The sequence below is a fragment of the Pedobacter sp. AK013 genome (genome assembly GCF_014205835.1).
GTDB lineage: Bacteria > Bacteroidota > Bacteroidia > Sphingobacteriales > Sphingobacteriaceae > Pedobacter.
Genome location: NZ_JACHCQ010000048.1, coordinates 15053 through 32705 on the forward strand (window position 1 = coordinate 15053; position 17653 = coordinate 32705).

The following is a 17653-nucleotide window of genomic DNA, read 5'->3' on the forward strand; positions in this document are numbered from 1 at the left end:
TCCATAAAAAGAGTTCAATTAATTTATTTTTTAATAACCTTAAATGATTTTGATAAATTTGATTTTATTCCTTTAACCAGCACTATATATAATCCTGGCTTCAATGAAGACCCCATTAACAATTCGCCTGATTCGGAAGAGGATTCTGCCACTTCTACTTTTTTTCCCATAATATCGAAAATGCTAACAAGAATTGGTTCATCCAATTTTGCAGCTTCAACCTTAAAATCACTAACAAATGGATTTGGATAAAAACTTATCAAAAACTTTGATTTCTCTAAAGTATTATGTTTAGACGACAAATTCATTTTTGAATTTTGAATCCCTACTATATCCATCGACCATTGTTGATTATAATTGCTACTCTGGCTCCCTTGATATAAATCAGCGCCATTGGTAGTAACCCCCATTCCATCGAGATACAAACCCGTAGCTTTATTCTTAAACTTAACATAACTTCCTGTAGTTTCGACTGTCCAATATTGTGCATCACTACCACTATAACTATATTGCCCTGCAACTGAACCATTGGAACTTCTGTACATACCATCAATATACAATCCTGAAGCCCTATTCTTTAACATCACATGGTTCCCAACCGTTTCTATTGACCATTGTTGTGCACTGGCGCCACTGTCTCCATATTGCCCTGTATTGTCCCCATTGTTAAATCTATAGATACCATCCATCATCAAACCGGTTGCCCGATTGGCAAAAATAAAGTATTTAACATCCCAGTAAATTAGACCTCTTCCTCCTCCAGCACTCATATATACTCTTCCGTCGACATTCATGTCTCCGATTAGCAATGGTGCTCCTCCAAACTGGTGGGCATCATCATTCATTCTGATCCATGTAGCACCCTGGTTAGATGATCTGAAAAGACCTGTAACGCCTGACACCATACCCCAGATGAAAATGGTGGGATAACTGGCTCCAACCATTTTCTTTCCTATCCCAACCGTTGTACAATAAGGTACATTGGAAAGAGTAATACAAGTCGTTCCATGATCGGTAGAATATTTCAAACCATTACCACCAAGAGGCACCCAAATATGTCCTTCCAAACCCGGTACTGAGCGGATCAAAGTTGTCGCTTTCCATGGTTCAATTGTATTGATACCAGGTGTGCCCGCTACTGAAAAACTAACTCCTTTATTTGAACTCATTAGTACTTGTCCACTATATGGATTAAAGATATAGAAATAATTTGAATTTACCTGGTCGGACACAGGAACGGCATCTGAAGACGATACACCTGAACAACTGGACCAACTTGCACCGTTGTTGGTCGTATAGTAGGTAGTTGTGGAACCTCCTGGGCGGTGCAGAATTGTGCCTCCATCGGCACTGATGGCAACCCTGCCATTTGATCCCATATTAGTAGCGGCAGACGTCCATGTAGAGCCCTTGTTGGTAGAATAATAAATAACACTTCCTCCATTAGAAGCTCTTACTACCTTATTTGTGTTGCTGGCAGCATAGGCAATGCTCTGGTTATTCCCATCTGTAGGAGAAAGTTTTACTGAAGGAAAAGAAGTCAGCGGCTCATGTATAAAGCCACATATGTCTCCAAAAGAGGAAATAAATGATCCTCCTGGTATACTTATCCCATCCAGAAATGCGGTCTCTTCAATTCCCATCACATCGTATTTCCATGAAGTATTAGTGGCTGTAATATCTGAACAGGTATATACGCCACCGCCCCCTACTGCCCGCACTTTTGAAGGATTGGATTGGTCAAACTCAATACATTCCATCCAGTTGATTGGTCCCCCTGACCATCCTATACCATTATTATTATAAGTAGATGTAGGGCTAATTTTAAGGGTCCAAGTCGATCCTGCATCGGTAGATAGGAAAATAAAGTCTCCCCAGTCGGTATTGAACTGTTTGTTCCAATACATCCCAGATGTGGAAATCACTACTCTGTTGACGTTGGAAGGATCTATGCTTACGCCCCCATAAGGATACTTTGCCGTAGGATGATGCGCTGGAGTAACGTTTGTCCAGATTCCTGTACTTGTGTTGAGTTTGTATACTCTACCCATATCATTAGCAGGGGTGTTGCCGGAGTAATCTCCTGAAATATGTGGTCCTTCTTCAACGGAAAGGGTAATATACATGGTAGCACCCTGTAGCGCTAGCCGATGCGGCATAAAGCCTGTATTTGGGGAAATATCAGTAAATGTTACTCCCCCATCTGTACTCTTATAAATATTCGAGCTGCCGATGCGTGAAATACCAATGTAAATGGTTTGAGTAACACCGTTTACCACATTGCTCAAAGGATCATAAACGACAAAACATATCCCGTTCCCATTAATAGTGGTGGTTACGCCATTCCATGCTTGGTTCCAGGTAACGCCGGCATCTGTGCTTTTCCAAAGTCCATTCTTTCTGGTCCCGCAGAATAATACGTTGCTATTATGTGGGTCAACAGCAAGACGCTCTCCGTTCCCTCTTCCATATCCATTTCCGTGTGCCTTGAATTTGGAAGTAACATCCGTATAACTGAAACTATTTCCTTTGTCAGTGGATTTCAATATGGCCGTTCTTCCATTGCTAAGATAGTCCGTTCCACAAAGCATGTAAACGTTATTGGCATTCTGCGGATCCAGCGCCAAAGCCTCAACACCGATAAATCCATTTTCCGACTCATTAAGCCAGTCCAACAATTGAACCCATTTATTGTTGGCATCATCCCAGCGGTAAGCTCCGCCCACATCCGTGCGACAGTACCTGTCGCCAGAGCCAGGATGGGTAATGATTCCTGTCACAAATCCTCCACCCCCAATAGGCGAATTCTTCCAAGTATAAGTCTGAGCGTTCGCTAAAACCGAGCTAAATAACAAAACTAGATGTAGCAAGCGAATTTTTACACTATAAATGCTGTATTTCATAATTTAATGATTATCGGTTTAATCATGCAAAAACATTTTAAATATTATTCTTCTTTTTAGAACCCAATTCTGTATCATCTAACCTCAAAAAGCTTTACAACTTATTCGTCCTTATCATTATTCCCAATAAAAAAGTATGCGATAAGTAAGTGCTCTGGGTTACGAGACCAGTAACGGATTTAATTCGTAAATTTCCATTCATCAAACAAAAAATCCTCTCCATTAAACACGAAATAGATACTCTCTACTCCTTTATGTATTTTCAGTTTTACTTTCTTTGAGAGCGTAGTCCATTCTTTTTCATCACATTTAAGGGAAACAAGAGCAGTACCTTTAATAATAAACCTTATATGAAATGGAGCCAGCAGCATGTTCACGCTGGCTCCATAAAAAGAATTCAATTATTTATTTTTTAACCATCTAAAATGATTTTGAGTAATATATACAATCATTGATTTCAATGAAGATCCCATTGACAATTGGCTTGAAGATAATTAAATCGTCACATGATTGGTTCGATCCAGTCGCCAGGCTTAAAGCTTCTTTCCAGTAATTATAAAATTATCAAACATGATGGCATTAGCGCTTACCGTATTAGGATTTATCCTAAGGCTTATTGTTTTATAATTTCCCGAAGGTAAAGCAACCAATTTTGCTTCTTTAGACCACCCTCCGCCACTAGCAACTGTAGGTAGTGTTACCCAAGAAGCACCGCCATCAACACTTGCTTCAATTTTTGGTTTTACAGCATCTCCTGCATCTTCAACAACAAATTCATAAGACAGGTTTAAATTTGTAAAACCAGCCACATTGATATTAGGTATGGTAACAGCAGCACCTTTAGATTCTATTTTCAAATTAAATTGCTCACCCCACCCTTGACGCAAATTTATATTGGCATCGTCAGCAGTTTTTAGATCTATTCCACCACTCCATGTTCCTGCCTTTGTAGATGGTTTAAATGTATGCATTTGACCATCACCAAGGATGGCAACCTTTGATTCAAAATTTTCGGTATACAGCGTTTGTGGAGTTTGCTGTGCATTGGCTAACATCCCTGTTAGTAGCGCAAAAAATAATAATGTGCTTTTTTTCATGTTAATTTGTTTTTTAAGTTTATATATTGGTTAGAATTAATTTGTACCCTTATTTTCATTATTTTCTTCATCTATTACTACTTAAATTTCCGATTGCCATTCTTTACCTAGTACCTGTAATCAGTGCATCTATGATACGCTGATCAAGCACTTTATTGTTTCTGCGGTCTAAAACAGTACCTTGTTCCCAAAAGAAGGGCTTAAGACCAAATTTAATGGCTTGCTGGGTTGAGTAGGCTGTCCAGTAGTCAACTGCATCATTGTGTTTTGCCATGTCTGAAGGCAGATACTTAGGATTTGTTCTCCGAAAAGCTGCATATTCACCCATGATTACGGGTATGCCTTTGTCAACAAATTTAGCTTTCATCAATCCGTATAATCTCAATATTTCGCTTTCTTCTCCCCAGGTGGCATTTCGGCCCGGATCGGTAACCGAATGATGACCCGTTCCCCAGTAGTAGAACATTTTACCCCAGCTGGCGTCACCATCCATCAATATTGTAAATTGAGAGGGCGTATAGTTATGCACTTCAACCATCATTCGATTGGCAACCTGATCTGTAGGAAGCGTATTCATCAGATTGTTGGTTTTATCGAAATCAGTGCCCGGCCCTTGAACAACCAGCACCCGGTAACTGTTCTTTCCGCCTGTGGACCTTACAGCATTAATAAATGTCTGGTGATAACCGTTCAATATTGCCATCTGTTCTGCATTTTCAGCAGGCGGTTCATTTGCACTGGCAAACATCAGGTGCTCATCAAAATCTCTCATGGCTGTAGCAATCTGCTCCCATAATGCCTTTTGTTTGGCATTAACAGCGTCTTTTTTAACATTATTGATATTATGATCTAACCAACCATTGTCCCAGTGAATATTCAGCAGTACATACATATCGTTATCTACACAATATTTAACCACTTCTTTAACACGGTTAAGCCATGCAGGGTCAATTGTAGCTTTTGATCGATCACTCAAATGTTTCCAGTCCCAGGCGCAGGGAATCCGTATTGCATTAAAACCTGTCTGTTTTACAAATTTCACGTACGATTCGGTAATCTGGGGGTTACCCCAGCCACTTTCACCACCTGGCGATTCCATTGTATTACCGATATTTATACCCAAATTCATTTTGGCAGCCAGTTGCACAGCCGTGCTGCCCATACCCGTTTGGTCTGGTGCTTTTGGCGATGTATTATACGATGGATATAAGGCACTTACTTCAGGTAAAGAAACGCCGAGCTGAGACTGAACGTCCTCCTTTTTTTCGCAAAATGAAGTAAGCAGTGTAAGTATTAACAGTACTAAGATGTAATGTTTTCCTCTAATTTTTATATTTCCGAAAAGATCCATTAATTATATATCAGCTGTACTATAGCCCCCATTGTATATTATCACTTGTAATTGATATGGAAGTAATCAAAGTCTGCATAACCTCCAATGTTTTTAGTCGCATAATTAAACAGCGCAAAACGATAGCCCATGAAATGTGGAATGTCGTATTTCATCTTCAAAGGTTGCCCTATTGGTTTCCAAACTTTTCCATCAAGACTGTAAAAGAAACTAGCTTCATCTTTCCCATTAAGCGTGTAAAGGTTATTAGCTTCATCGTTCTTGCCGGTAAAATCGCAATCGATTCTGAAGTAAATCTGGTCTTGATCCAATGGAATTCGCTTTACTTCGACAGGCTTATCATGATCAGTAGTGATCATTACTATCGATTTTTGACCCGCATCAATTTTAACGCCCACTGATCCATACTCTTTTTGGAAAGCTGAGCATCCAGCAAAATCGCCGTCTTTCATTTTGGAAACATCAAGTGCAACAGAAGCTGAGCTGGTTGGACCAATAGTGCGTTGTGTAAGTGTGTTTCTGGCCTGAAGAAAATCAGTATCGATTCTTCCTGTTTTGAGGCGTAAAAATCCTTTTCTTTCAGTTACAGACCACAGTGCATTATCCGGATTATGATTCCATTGCCAAACCAGCGGCAAAGCAGGTTCGCCTTTTTTACGGGTAAACTCATCAGAAGACACAATGCCTGGAATTAAACCTTTACTGGCTGGCAGGTCTAGCTGTTCTGGGACTTTACCATTTTCTCCTAATACAGGCCATCCATCTTCCCACTTTACAGGAACGAGATAAGGAACGCGGCCAACAGCAGCATAATCGCGGAAAAGATAAGAGAACCAACGTCCATCGGGAGTGTTGATCAATCCGCCTTGAGCAATTCCTCTATCCTGTAGGCCAACTCTCCCTTCCCAAGGGCCGTTGATATGATCTGCCCTATGTATAAGTACAGTTCGCATTCCACCGCGTGGTGCGCAAATATTAAATAGATAATATTTCCCTTTTACTTTAAATAATTGAGATCCTTCAGCTCCAAGACCTACTTCTTTGCCTGTTGGTGCACTGGCGTGCTCGATGAGCACTCGCTCCGGAACGCCTGGTTTAACTCCTGTTAGATCGTCATTTAATTCAACAATTTTTAGTCTTTCTGCATCATGAATTAAATATACCTTACCATCATCATCAAAAAACAAAGAATTGTCATGATATGCTGGCTTAAAAGAAATTCGTTCCCAGTTTCCTTTTTCTATATCTTTCGTTTTAAAAATATAGGTTTCACCTGTGGTTTGTGCAAAAGTACTTACATAATACATCCCCTTGTGATAGCGTAAACTACTTGCCCAGGTGCCTTTACTATAGGCGTTTTTTCCTTCTGTCAAATTTAGCGCCGGCACATCTGCCAAAGCATCATGGGCATAGTTGATCATTTTCCAATTGACAAGATCTGTCGATTTCATAATGGGCACACCGGGGTTCATGTGCATCGTTGTACTGCTCATGTAATAACTATTGCCTACACGTATTATTGAAATATCCGGTACATCTGCATATATAATAGGATTAGTGGCTTTTTGTGCGTATAAACACGGCACTATAAGGGTGATCATTAAGGCTATTATGCATAACCTGTAAATCGCATTTTTCATATTTTCATTTGGGGTTTTCATTCTTAACCGATTTTAATTATAATTAGCATTAATAAACCTGCAACCGGAATTAACGAATGAATTTCCATTCATCGAACAAAAAACCCTCTCCATTAAACACAAAATAGATATTCGTTACTCCTTTATCTATTTTCAGGTCTATTTTCTTTGAGCGTGTAGTCCATTCCTTCTCATCACATATAAGGGAAACAAGAGGAGTGCCTTTAAGATTATTTACATAAACATCAATTCTGCCTTTTCCCTTCACCCGAGCTTCGAATTTGGCAGGAATCTGTTTGCTAAAATCGGCTCCCCGCACCATGAGACATTGTTGATCTGTTTTTCCTTTGGCAACCATATTGCCCGGATTACCAACAGCTTCGAACTGGACCTGCCCCGAAGTGCCTGCAGTAGTTTCTGCCTGCTGAAGAACGAATGGATTTAATGGGTTAAGTTGTGATGGACCTTCGAAAGTTGCTTTGACCATGGGGATATTCACATTCTTTTCATCCACCTGTATTGGTTCGATACCCACATTACGAAAACCACCTTTGGTGCCAAAATAATCCTGTAAATACATGGCATGGTAAGCAATATAATATTTCCCTTTAAACTTGAACAGGTGACTGTGATTGTTTGTCAAAGGCCCCACGTTAACATCGCCAGTATTCTTAAAGTAATTATCGCGATATTTCCAACTTTCCGGAGTTAAGGGTGTTTTACTTGTCATGTAAGATATGTTGCATGCGGTTGGTTTATCAATATTGCTATAAGGCCATTCAGTGCGTTCACCCCAGTCCGTACAATAACTATAAACCCAGGTTCCGTTGATAAAGTTAAGGTCGCTTGCCTCATTAAAATAAGGAGCGGGTATCTTAGCAACATCACTGGCCAAACTGATCATGTCTTTTCCCAATTTGACGATTCTGGCATTATCTGGCATATATTTCGTTTTAGGCGTTCCGCCTCCAAAAGTAAGCCAGCCTGTACCCTGGTCATCAATAAGAACTCCGGGATCGAATGGGGCACCAACATCCACACCGGGAACAGAACGGTCGATTATATTCTTTCCCAATGGGTCTTTCCATGGGCCAACCGGAGAAGTGGAAGTAAGCACCGCTGAGCCACCACCGCTATTGGAGTAATACAGATAGAAGTGCGTCTTACCATCTGCTTCCAGTCTGGATGTAATGGAAGGCGCCCAGGAATTCTGGCTCCACGGTGCCAGTTCGGCAGTATTGATGAGACCGTGATAGGTCCAGTTAACCATATCATCGGAAGACATCATAACCAGTGTACGGATGTGCTCGTATGAATTTTTCCCATCCTTTCCTACCTTCTCATACTGTTGATGATCATTAGTGGCATACACATAAATTCTTCCATTGTATTCTACGGCTGTCGGGTCGGCCGTAAACATAAAATCTAATAAAGGATTGGCATTATTGGAGATAAGTTTTGGCGAAACATTTGCGAATTTTTCTGCCAGTTTTTCACTAACTACTTTCGGTTTATCCGCCTTAGTCTGGGCTTCAACATCTTTTTTAAATCCCAAAAAAGAGATGGCAAAGACTGTACTTAATAGCACTTTTTTTCTAAACATGTTTTTTTATTTTCCTTAAAAAACGGATAGTCTTTAAGGTATTATTTTCAATTGGTTAATTATTTTTTAAGCTAAACAACAAAAAGGTGAGCCCTTCCGCGGGACTGGCGAGCGCTAAACAATCTCAGGGAAGGAATAACCTTATGCTAGAATTGATACTATACTATTTACTTATATCCTGCAATAATGGCACTGCATTAATAAATGTCTGGTGGTTACTATTGAGTGGCCATCTGCTCGGTATTATCAGCCGCGGGTTCATTCATGCTGGCAAATTTTAATTAGTAAAAGCCCTACAGCGATGTGCTGCCGTAGGGCTTTAGTTTATTTAATTTTTACAACTCTCAAATTATCAACAGCGCCATAAAAGCTGGCTGCCGAAAGCGTATAGTTATGTATATACATGATGCATGAGGTATTTCCGGAATCACCTGTTAAATCGGAAATTTTAGTTAGTGGAGCCCCCATGCCCTCGCCAAGCTCAGGATGCTTTGCCCGGAACGATGTTAAAGGAATAGTTACGGTTACCCACCCTTTTGTATTGTACGGTACTGTGGTCGTGGCGTTTATTCGCCATGGCTCCCATCGGGCCATGTAGCCATTTACTCCACTTACAATATCAACTGTAGTACCCTTCCAAGCTTTTGGGATATTTACTTCAAACTTAAATGCCCAATCGCCAACCGCATCTGCAATATTGGTTTGTGGCACCCATTGTATTGCATTCATCGGTATGTTAGTACTCCAGGGCCATCCGTCGTTACTGGACAATCTATCAATATCCAACACAAAATAGGTACTTGAATTGCCAGTGAAATTAGGATCGCCTTTAGTTTGTTTACCAGCGCCCCAGCCTTGCCAATTAAAATTACTGTCCCAGTTTGATATGGATCCTGTTACAACATCATGTACATGGTACGCAGTAGTAGCCGTGCCAAACGATGTAGTAACTGAAACCGGTCCGCTTTGCGTTAGCATTGGCAAAATGAAACCAACAGAACTTCCGTTTTTGGATGATACAAATGAAGTAACCGGGGCACCTGCAAACGTCAGCGTTTGAATATCTTTAAGATAGCTACCATAAACATAAACCGAATCACCTGGGTTTGCATTTTCATTGGTAATACCTGCTATAACCGGGGTTGCAATTATTTTATGATTCAACGTACCGCTTTTGGTGATGATTGATATCTGATCGTTGGTCGTTGTTGCCGGCATCAAAAATCCAATAGAATTCCCGGCAGTATCTAATTTAAAGGATTGGATTTGGGTGCCCCTATACGAAAAGCGTTGAACGAAAAATAGGCCTGAACCATAAACGTAAACAGAATCGCCAGGACTGGCATATAAATTGGAAATTCCCGCAAAGGTAGGTGCTGCCGGACCTAATTTAAAAGAAAACCTTGTGGAACCCGCTTTTGTAGTATACTCTACAATGTAGAGTTTAGCAGTATCAATTTTTGAAAATTGCATGTTAGGTATTCGCACCACGGCACTGTTTGGCGCAAATAAAGCGCTGTTAAAAGAAGCAGGCACACCATTGAAACTTATTTGTGTAGCATTCTGCAAATTATCTCCGGTTATTACCACATATTGCCCGTTCGGCGCAGCACTATGCAAAACGGTATCATTAGGTGAGGCTGCATAATTCTTAATACTCAAAATAACTGGAGCAGCACTACTTTCTCTATCTTTTTTACACGCAGGTAATACAGCCGCTATCATTAAGAAAAGCAGCAAAGAGTAGAAGGTTAGATATGATTTTATTTTCATTACAATATCTTTTAATTTTTTTTAATTAATAATATGGTACTGGTGGTTCTGCCAATTTAGGGGCGGTGGTTAGCTCGGATGACGGAATTGGCAATGTAAATGAAGAGATAGTTGCCGGAAGCGTAAGTGGTGGAGCAATAGTATCCCTTTTTGCTATCTTCGTTACAGGATCATAAGTAAACGAAATCCGACCGTGGGTAGCATCCTGATCATTAAGAAACTTCACAGCATTAGTCGGATCATAATAAGAATACCTAACCAGGTCTGTCCAGTATTGTCCTTCAAAAGCAAGTTCAACCCTTCTTTCCGTGCGCAGTAAAGCCGGAGTTACCGCAGTCACAATATCTACGCCGGCCCTTGCCCGCACAGCATTGAAATACTTTAGTGCATCAGCATCGCTCGTAGTACTATTGTTACCCAAAATGGCTTCGGCATATACCAGATACACATCGGCCAATCTAAGCACTGCATTATGTTCGGGGGATGACCAAGAATCCATTGTTGGCAAGTTGTTATCTTTTTCGGTGCCAATCATGTGTTTTTTCATGCCCGTGCCTTTTGCCTTATAACCACCACCGGCAGCATTCAATTCAGGATAAAAATCTCCGTTGAGCATGATAGTGGCTTTACGTCTTACCGTATCCTTAGCAGAATACATCCGGTATAAATCGTAGCTTGGCGCCAAGGCCATCCACCCACCTTGTTGTTGAGGCGTAATGATTCTATCTGGTGCAAATAATTGTTGTAGGGCATTGCCAGTTCCATAACCCACACCACCGGCCCATTGAAGCGAGAACAATGATTCGGGGTTATCGTTGTTTTGCACCTTGAAAACATCATAATAGCTTGGCATCAAATTTAGCCCGCTATTTTTACACACATTGCCCGCATACTTTTTGGCACTATCAAGCAAGGCCTGGTCGCGTACACCGCCGCTTTTGCCTACACCCGCCATCGTCAAATATGCCTTGCCCAGCATTCCCTGCGCCGACCAGGTCGTTACCCGGCCTTTTTGATCTGTTTTGGGAAGATATTGCGCTGCGTAAGTCAGGTCTTTAGTAACGAATTTATACACATCCGAAACAATGTTGCGGTTAAGCAGCGGATCTTTTATCAGTTTGCTATTGTCTTCAATAATTGGCACTGCCCCCCAATATATCGCCAAATTATAATAAGCCATGGCGCGAATAAATCTTGCCTCGGCTATGGCAGCATTTTTGTCTGCTTCCGAAATAGACGGATCAGCCTGCTGTTGTATGGCTGTGATAACCGTATTACATTGTGCTACAGTATTGTATAACCCAACCCAACCCCTTGTCACAAGACCATTTTGGGCGGTAATGGTGCGTGTAAAAAGCTGTACCAAATCGCCATTATACGGAAAGCTAGCGGTACCACTCAATACGTCGCCAAGTGGTATCCAGCACTCGTTGGCCCATGACCACCAGTGCGAACCGCCATAAAGGCTTGCCGTAGCCAATCGTACATCGGAAGTGCTTTTATAAAAATTGTTAGAACTTATCTGCGAGTTAGACGGACGGTCCAAAAAACTCTTTTTACATCCAACAATTGCTGCTGCACATAGCAGGATGATGAAAATTTTGTTAATTAATTTCATAAACATATATTTTTAATCGCTGATCGTTTTATTATTTCAAGGTTATGTTTGCACCAACAGTAAATACTCTTGGCTGCGGATAATAACCGCTGTCCCATCCTGCCTGAAGTGGATCCCATGAACCAATTTCAGGATCCATGCCTTTATATTTTGTAATTATAAATGCATTGGATACATTGGCATACACCCTAACAGAACGCATAGCTATTTTTGATAAAAAACTTTCTGGTAAACGGTAGCCTAAAGTGATATTTTTACACCTCAGGAATGAGCCATCCTCGATCATCAAACTATTAGGACGGTTATTACCGTTGGTATTATCGTTTCTCAACCCAACAATAGTCGTATTAGGGTTGGTAACATATACGTTGTTAACATCGGATGGAGAGCCGTTAGGGTCTACCATAGCTAAGTTTGCATAATTTAACACCGATGTAAAAAAGGTAGCCTGATTTTGCGGATTGGTTTGCTGTACAGCCATTTGATTGAATACCTTGGCGCCATAACTACCACTGAAGAAAACATTCAGGTCAAAATTTTTGTAGTTAAATGTATTATTGAAACCATATTGGAATTTAGGGATCGGGGACCCCAAAAAGGTTTGATCTTTTGAGTCGATAATACCATCGCCATTCAAATCCTTGAACATACGGTCGCCGTACCAGATACCACCACCTGCCGGAGAGATCGGATAAGGCTTACCGCTTGGGTCAACAGGCCGTGCATGGTTTTTAAAATCTGCTGGAGTTGAGAAAATACCATCAAATACATAGCCATAAAATTCGCCAATGGGCCGGCCCACTGTCGTTTTTTGAATGATATCGTTAATCACATAAGATTTCTTACTTAAGTTAGCATCATCTCCACCAGCACCTAAGTAGGTCACTTTATTGATATTCCGCGATATGGTAAAACTAGTTTTCCAACTGAAATTTTTAGCATTAATATTGGTAGAATTGATTTGAATGTCAAACCCTTTGTTGGTTAACGAGCCAACATTGGCAAAAGGCGCTTGCATAGATCCAGGTCCATAACCCGCTATAGTACCAGAGTATCCTGGAAGCGGCACCTGTAATAAAAGTCCTTTTGTTAAGCGGCTGTAAGCTTCTAATGTAAAGCTTAACCGCCCCTTCAAAAGCGTTGCGTCAAGCCCAGCACTGTAATAATCAGTTTTTTCCCAGGTCACCGCTGCGTTTGCCAAATTGTTTTGATACTGAGCTATACCTGATAGACCATTGGCTACAGTTAGAAGCTGGGTTACAAATGTATTGCCCGGTATGCCCTGGTTATTGGTAATCCCGTAACCGAGCCTCAACTTCATTTCAGTTATAGCTTTTATATCTTTTAAAAACGACTCGTTTTTAATTTTCCAGGCAAATCCACCCGAATAGGTAGTTACCCAACGGTTGTAGGACGGAAAATTTGAAGAACCATCGTTACGTATATTACCGGTGAGCAGGTATTTATCATTCCATGAAAAATTGACACGGCCGAAATAAGATTCCTGTGCAGAGCCTCCCGTAGGGTCTGATAATGAATTGTAGCCAAAGTTTGTGGCCGTGGTAGCATCCCCACCACTAATCGCCTGCACATTATCTGAAGCGTAATTCCTTCGTGAAGCACCAAGACTTTGAAAAGTGCTCTCTTGCGATTCATGCCCTGCTAAAGCATCAATATGAAATTTTTTGAAATTATAGTTATAAGTTAGAAAATTGCGTATTACTACATAAAAATTTTGACCGGCGCTAGAGGAACCGAAGTTAGCGCTTAGATTACCTTTGCCAAAACTATAAATTGGCGAATACCTATCTTCTGTATTAAAATCGAAATTACCAGATAGCTCATTTCGCAGCGATAACCCTTTAGCCAATTGTATTTCGGCATACAGATTGCCAAATACTTGATTCCGCTTTCTTAAGTGTTTGATGATTTTTGCTAATGCCACCGGGTTGGCAACAGGTGCTACCCAACCGTTGGGATCGGTAACCCCTCCCCAGGAGCCATCAGAGTTGGTTACCGGAACATTAGGACTAAGGCTTAGTGCAGTGGCAATTACATTACTGGAGGTTGAGTTTACTTTTTCATCAACATGCGACAACTGAAGGCTCGTCCCTATTTTTAGCCATTTAGTGGTTTTATTGTCTAAATTAAGCCTTACCGAGTATCTGCTAAACTCAGATCCAATGGCTATCCCTTCCTGGTTAAAATAGGAGGTTGACAATAAATATTGGGTTCTGTCATCCCCACCGTTTACAGTAAGTGTGTGATTCATCTGCGGGGCTCTCCGGAATAATTCTTCTTGCCAGTCGGTGCCCTTACCTAAATATTGAGGATTGGCAAATTCGGCCCTTTTATCAAAGGACCAGCCTGAGCTAGCAGACCGGGCATTAATGAGCGTAGCAAATTGTTGCAAATCTACTGTGGGTAGTCGCTTAAGTATTTCCTGGTAACCAGCATAGAAATCATAAGTTATCTGCGGCGCTCCGGCTTTCCCCCTTTTTGTAGTGATCACAACAACTCCATTGGTTGCCTGCGAACCGTATATAGCTGTTGCCGAAGCATCTTTCAATACATCTATTGATTCAATTTCGGCAGGATTGATGGAATTTAATGGATTAGAACCACTACCAGGGTTGTTTACTGGTGGGATAATAATACCGTCTATAACGAACAGTGGTGAATTAGAGCCACTTATTGAAGACACGCCACGTATTTGAATAGATACACCGCCACCAGGCTGGCCCGATACCTGTTGAACCACTACCCCAGCAACTTTGCCTTGCAGGGCCTGGTCAAAAGTAGTTGGCTGGGTTTGGCGTAAATCGTCTCCCTTGATTGAGCTTATTGAGCCTGTAACATCTTTTCTTGCCACCTTAGCATAGCCAATAACAACCACGTCATCCAATTTTGTAGGATCGATCCTTAGGGTAACATTGATGACACTGCCATCACCGATCGTTATTTCCTGTGATTGAAAACCTACCATTTTGAAAACAAGTACATCCCCTGTATTTCCCTTTATAGAATACTGTCCCTGTTCATTTGTTGATACAACCGTGTTCTTGGTTGTGTTTTTAGGCTTGAGCAGCACGATCACTCCGCGTAGCGGTGCGGGATTGTCGCTTCCCACGACCTTTCCTGTAATTTGCCTCTCCTGAGCAAAGCTTTTTAAGTGCAGAAGCACTAAGAAAATTACCACCAGCAAAAAAGCCGGTAATTTCCGAATAGAAATTGTTTGGTTCATATTTGGTTTATTTTGGTTTGTTTCGCCCCTTATTAAGCAACAGTCCTTAGAACAGCGAGACGTAGATGAGTTTATTCTTACGTGATCACTGATCTTAATTACCTGCCATTAATAATTGGCTTTGAATATTCAAATATAGTTTCAAGCCAAATTGACGAATGCCTCAAATGATACAAAGAAGGATATTTTTGTTACACAACTATCGATAACATTTTGATTAGAAAACGAACTAAAACACCTTTATACACTGAAAAAACGGACAAATGACTAAGAAAAGATAGCTCTGCTTTATAAAACCGCTTCTCTCTTATATGTGATTTTATCAATTTAGGTTTTATATGAAAATCATTCTGTTACCTTAAATCACTTGAAAATCTCTGCATGCTGCCTCCAGAAAGGATAGAACTTTTCATTAAAATTCTATCTCCCGGACTTTGCAAAATAAAGAAGGAAAGTTTTGGTATTTGCACGCAGAAATTCGAAGATAAGATAGTCTACCAGTTAGATATACAATAAAGCATTATATTTAAATAGCTTTTAAATGTGTGAATTCTAACTGGAAAGAAAAGACTAATCGCGAAAATAGATAATGCTAATTGAGGTTATTTATTACATAAGCTAAGCCATTTTTCGTACATTTAGACTAAAGAATTTGCCTTTAAAAAAAGGTGAATTTTTGGTGGCTTAAAGGACTTGACAAATTACAAAAAACTGATTAACAGACACATAAATCAATAGGTTCGACTCCCTTTCGCTCCATGCTATAATAATAAAGCAGATAACAAAATATACCCTCCGAAGATCTATTAGAATGCTCATACATAGCGTAAACACAAATCTTTGATTTTAGGAAAAGAGTATTAACCCTTTTTCCTAAAATCGTTTCTTACTCATTTACAAAGGTTAGATGAATAAATTATTTTGAAAAGACCTGTTGAGCCATCATAAGATACTTCATTTCGCTTGCAACTTTTTTCTGCTTTACCTTTGAATAAACTTGTGTGGTACGGATGCTTGAATGTCCAAGCATATGGGAAACACTTTCTATCGATATTCCTTTCTCCAGCGTTACTGTTGTTGCAAATGTATGCCTGGCAATATGAAAAGTTAGCTTTTTGGCTATACCCGCTTTTTCTGCAATCAACTTTAGATTTTTGTTGGTATACTGGTTTGTAGGACAGGGAAATAATGTTCCGCGGTTTCAGGAATCTGGAGATGTTTTATATTTCTGGATGAGTTCAAGTGCAATTGGTAACACCGGAACATGAAAGCTGCGCTCTGTGCTATGAAAGGTCTTCTGACGCTGCATAATTAGCCAAATGCCTCCTTCGCTATCAGTATTGATATGATGCGAAGCCAAGCTACTGATTTCACCATAAGCCAAACCGGTAAAACAACTAAAGATAAACATATCTCTTACTACTAACTGAACAGCATCATGAAGTTCTACATCCCGGATAAGCTTAAGCTCAATATCATCAAGACAATCTCTATCCTTAGTAATCACTTTTCTTGTAAAGTGAATAAAGGGATCTCGGAGAATCCATCCAAACCTCAATGCTAGTCCCATCAATTTTTGAAATCGCTCCATGTGCTTCATAACAGTATTATTAGTACACACCCTTTGCCCTTTATCTGGCGTTTTGGTTCGAAGGTAGATACCGAAGTCCGTAAGAAACTTAAAATCAATTTTCGACAACTGGATATCCGTGAACTTTTTCTTTTTAAGAAATTCCAATAGAAACCTTTCTGTTGAATAGTAGTTCTTGAGTGTCCCTGCCGACAATAGCTTGCCGGGCTGATCAAAATGATACTTAATCAGATCCTTCAAACTTTTGCCTTGATCTTCACCCTCTACCTTAGCCCTGATTTTTTCAGCAGTAATTACTTCCTTTTGAAAGCGAAGCTCATCATAGGCGGTGCTAATCTCATTAGTAAGCTGTCTCATTCGATCCCGTGCAGAATTGTTTTCGATGGAATTTCCTTTTATTCGCTGCGCTTTCTGATCCCATTGCGAGAGCTCAATAGATTTCTTGGCAGCAAAACAAATAACTTTGCCATCAACAGTAATTCTTACATACAAAGGAACCTTGCCAAACGCCTCCCTATCGCGCCTAACGAGGAAATTTACGCTAAAACTGTGGTTAGATTTCATAAAATCTTCTCCTATTTTTTTTACCAAATCCACTACCAAAAACAGCAAAAAGAGCGGTAGACCTGGTCGGTTTATCCAAAAAAATTATTTGCAATAAAATTTCAGTTTTGTTGAAAGACAATATTAAATAGAAAAATCTGGTACTGGATTTGGTAAAAAAATATCTGATATTCTTTGGATCAAGCGGAAAAGTTGGGGGGAATAAAATAATTTGTTTCTTTGTGGTATTACAACAATTATAACTTCCCTTGAATCAAGCCGAACAAACC

The 17653-nt window shown here is 40.2% G+C and carries 9 protein-coding genes and 1 pseudogene; all 10 read right to left on the reverse strand.

What is annotated here, in order from left to right; translation table 11 throughout:
* Positions 1-23 precede the first annotated feature (23 nt).
* A complete protein-coding gene (locus HDC90_RS22985) occupies positions 24-2903 on the reverse strand; it encodes an RICIN domain-containing protein (RefSeq protein WP_184470643.1) in 2880 nt (959 codons plus the stop codon).
* A 533-nt stretch (positions 2904-3436) separates the two neighbouring features.
* Positions 3437-4000, reverse strand: a complete 564-nt coding sequence (locus HDC90_RS22990) for a hypothetical protein (protein WP_184470645.1) — start codon at positions 3998-4000, stop codon at positions 3437-3439.
* A gap of 103 nt (positions 4001-4103) precedes the next feature.
* Positions 4104-5351, reverse strand: a complete 1248-nt coding sequence (locus HDC90_RS22995; protein WP_184470647.1) for a glycoside hydrolase family 5 protein — start codon at positions 5349-5351, stop codon at positions 4104-4106.
* 41 nt (positions 5352-5392) lie between these two features.
* A complete protein-coding gene (locus tag HDC90_RS23000) occupies positions 5393-7012 on the reverse strand; it encodes a glycoside hydrolase 43 family protein (protein WP_255497820.1) in 1620 nt (539 codons plus the stop codon).
* Between the two features lie 49 nt (positions 7013-7061).
* A complete protein-coding gene (locus tag HDC90_RS23005) occupies positions 7062-8594 on the reverse strand; it encodes a glycoside hydrolase family 43 protein (protein WP_184470649.1) in 1533 nt (510 codons plus the stop codon).
* 324 nt (positions 8595-8918) lie between these two features.
* Complete coding sequence (locus HDC90_RS23010) at positions 8919-10367, reverse strand: glycan-binding surface protein (RefSeq protein WP_184470651.1); 1449 nt, start codon at positions 10365-10367, stop codon at positions 8919-8921.
* A gap of 25 nt (positions 10368-10392) precedes the next feature.
* The gene (locus HDC90_RS23015) at positions 10393-11985 is read right to left on the reverse strand and encodes a RagB/SusD family nutrient uptake outer membrane protein (protein WP_184470653.1); all 1593 of its coding nucleotides are present in this window, start codon (positions 11983-11985) and stop codon (positions 10393-10395) included.
* A 31-nt stretch (positions 11986-12016) separates the two neighbouring features.
* Positions 12017-15229 carry a TonB-dependent receptor gene (locus tag HDC90_RS23020; protein WP_184470655.1) on the reverse strand — a complete coding sequence of 1071 codons (3213 nt, stop codon included), beginning with the start codon at positions 15227-15229 and terminating at the stop codon, positions 12017-12019.
* Between the two features lie 916 nt (positions 15230-16145).
* A pseudogene (locus tag HDC90_RS23025) lies at positions 16146-16385 on the reverse strand (tyrosine-type recombinase/integrase); the annotation flags it as partial.
* A 45-nt stretch (positions 16386-16430) separates the two neighbouring features.
* A complete protein-coding gene (locus HDC90_RS23030) occupies positions 16431-17384 on the reverse strand; it encodes a site-specific integrase (RefSeq protein WP_184470657.1) in 954 nt (317 codons plus the stop codon).
* Positions 17385-17653 lie beyond the last annotated feature (269 nt).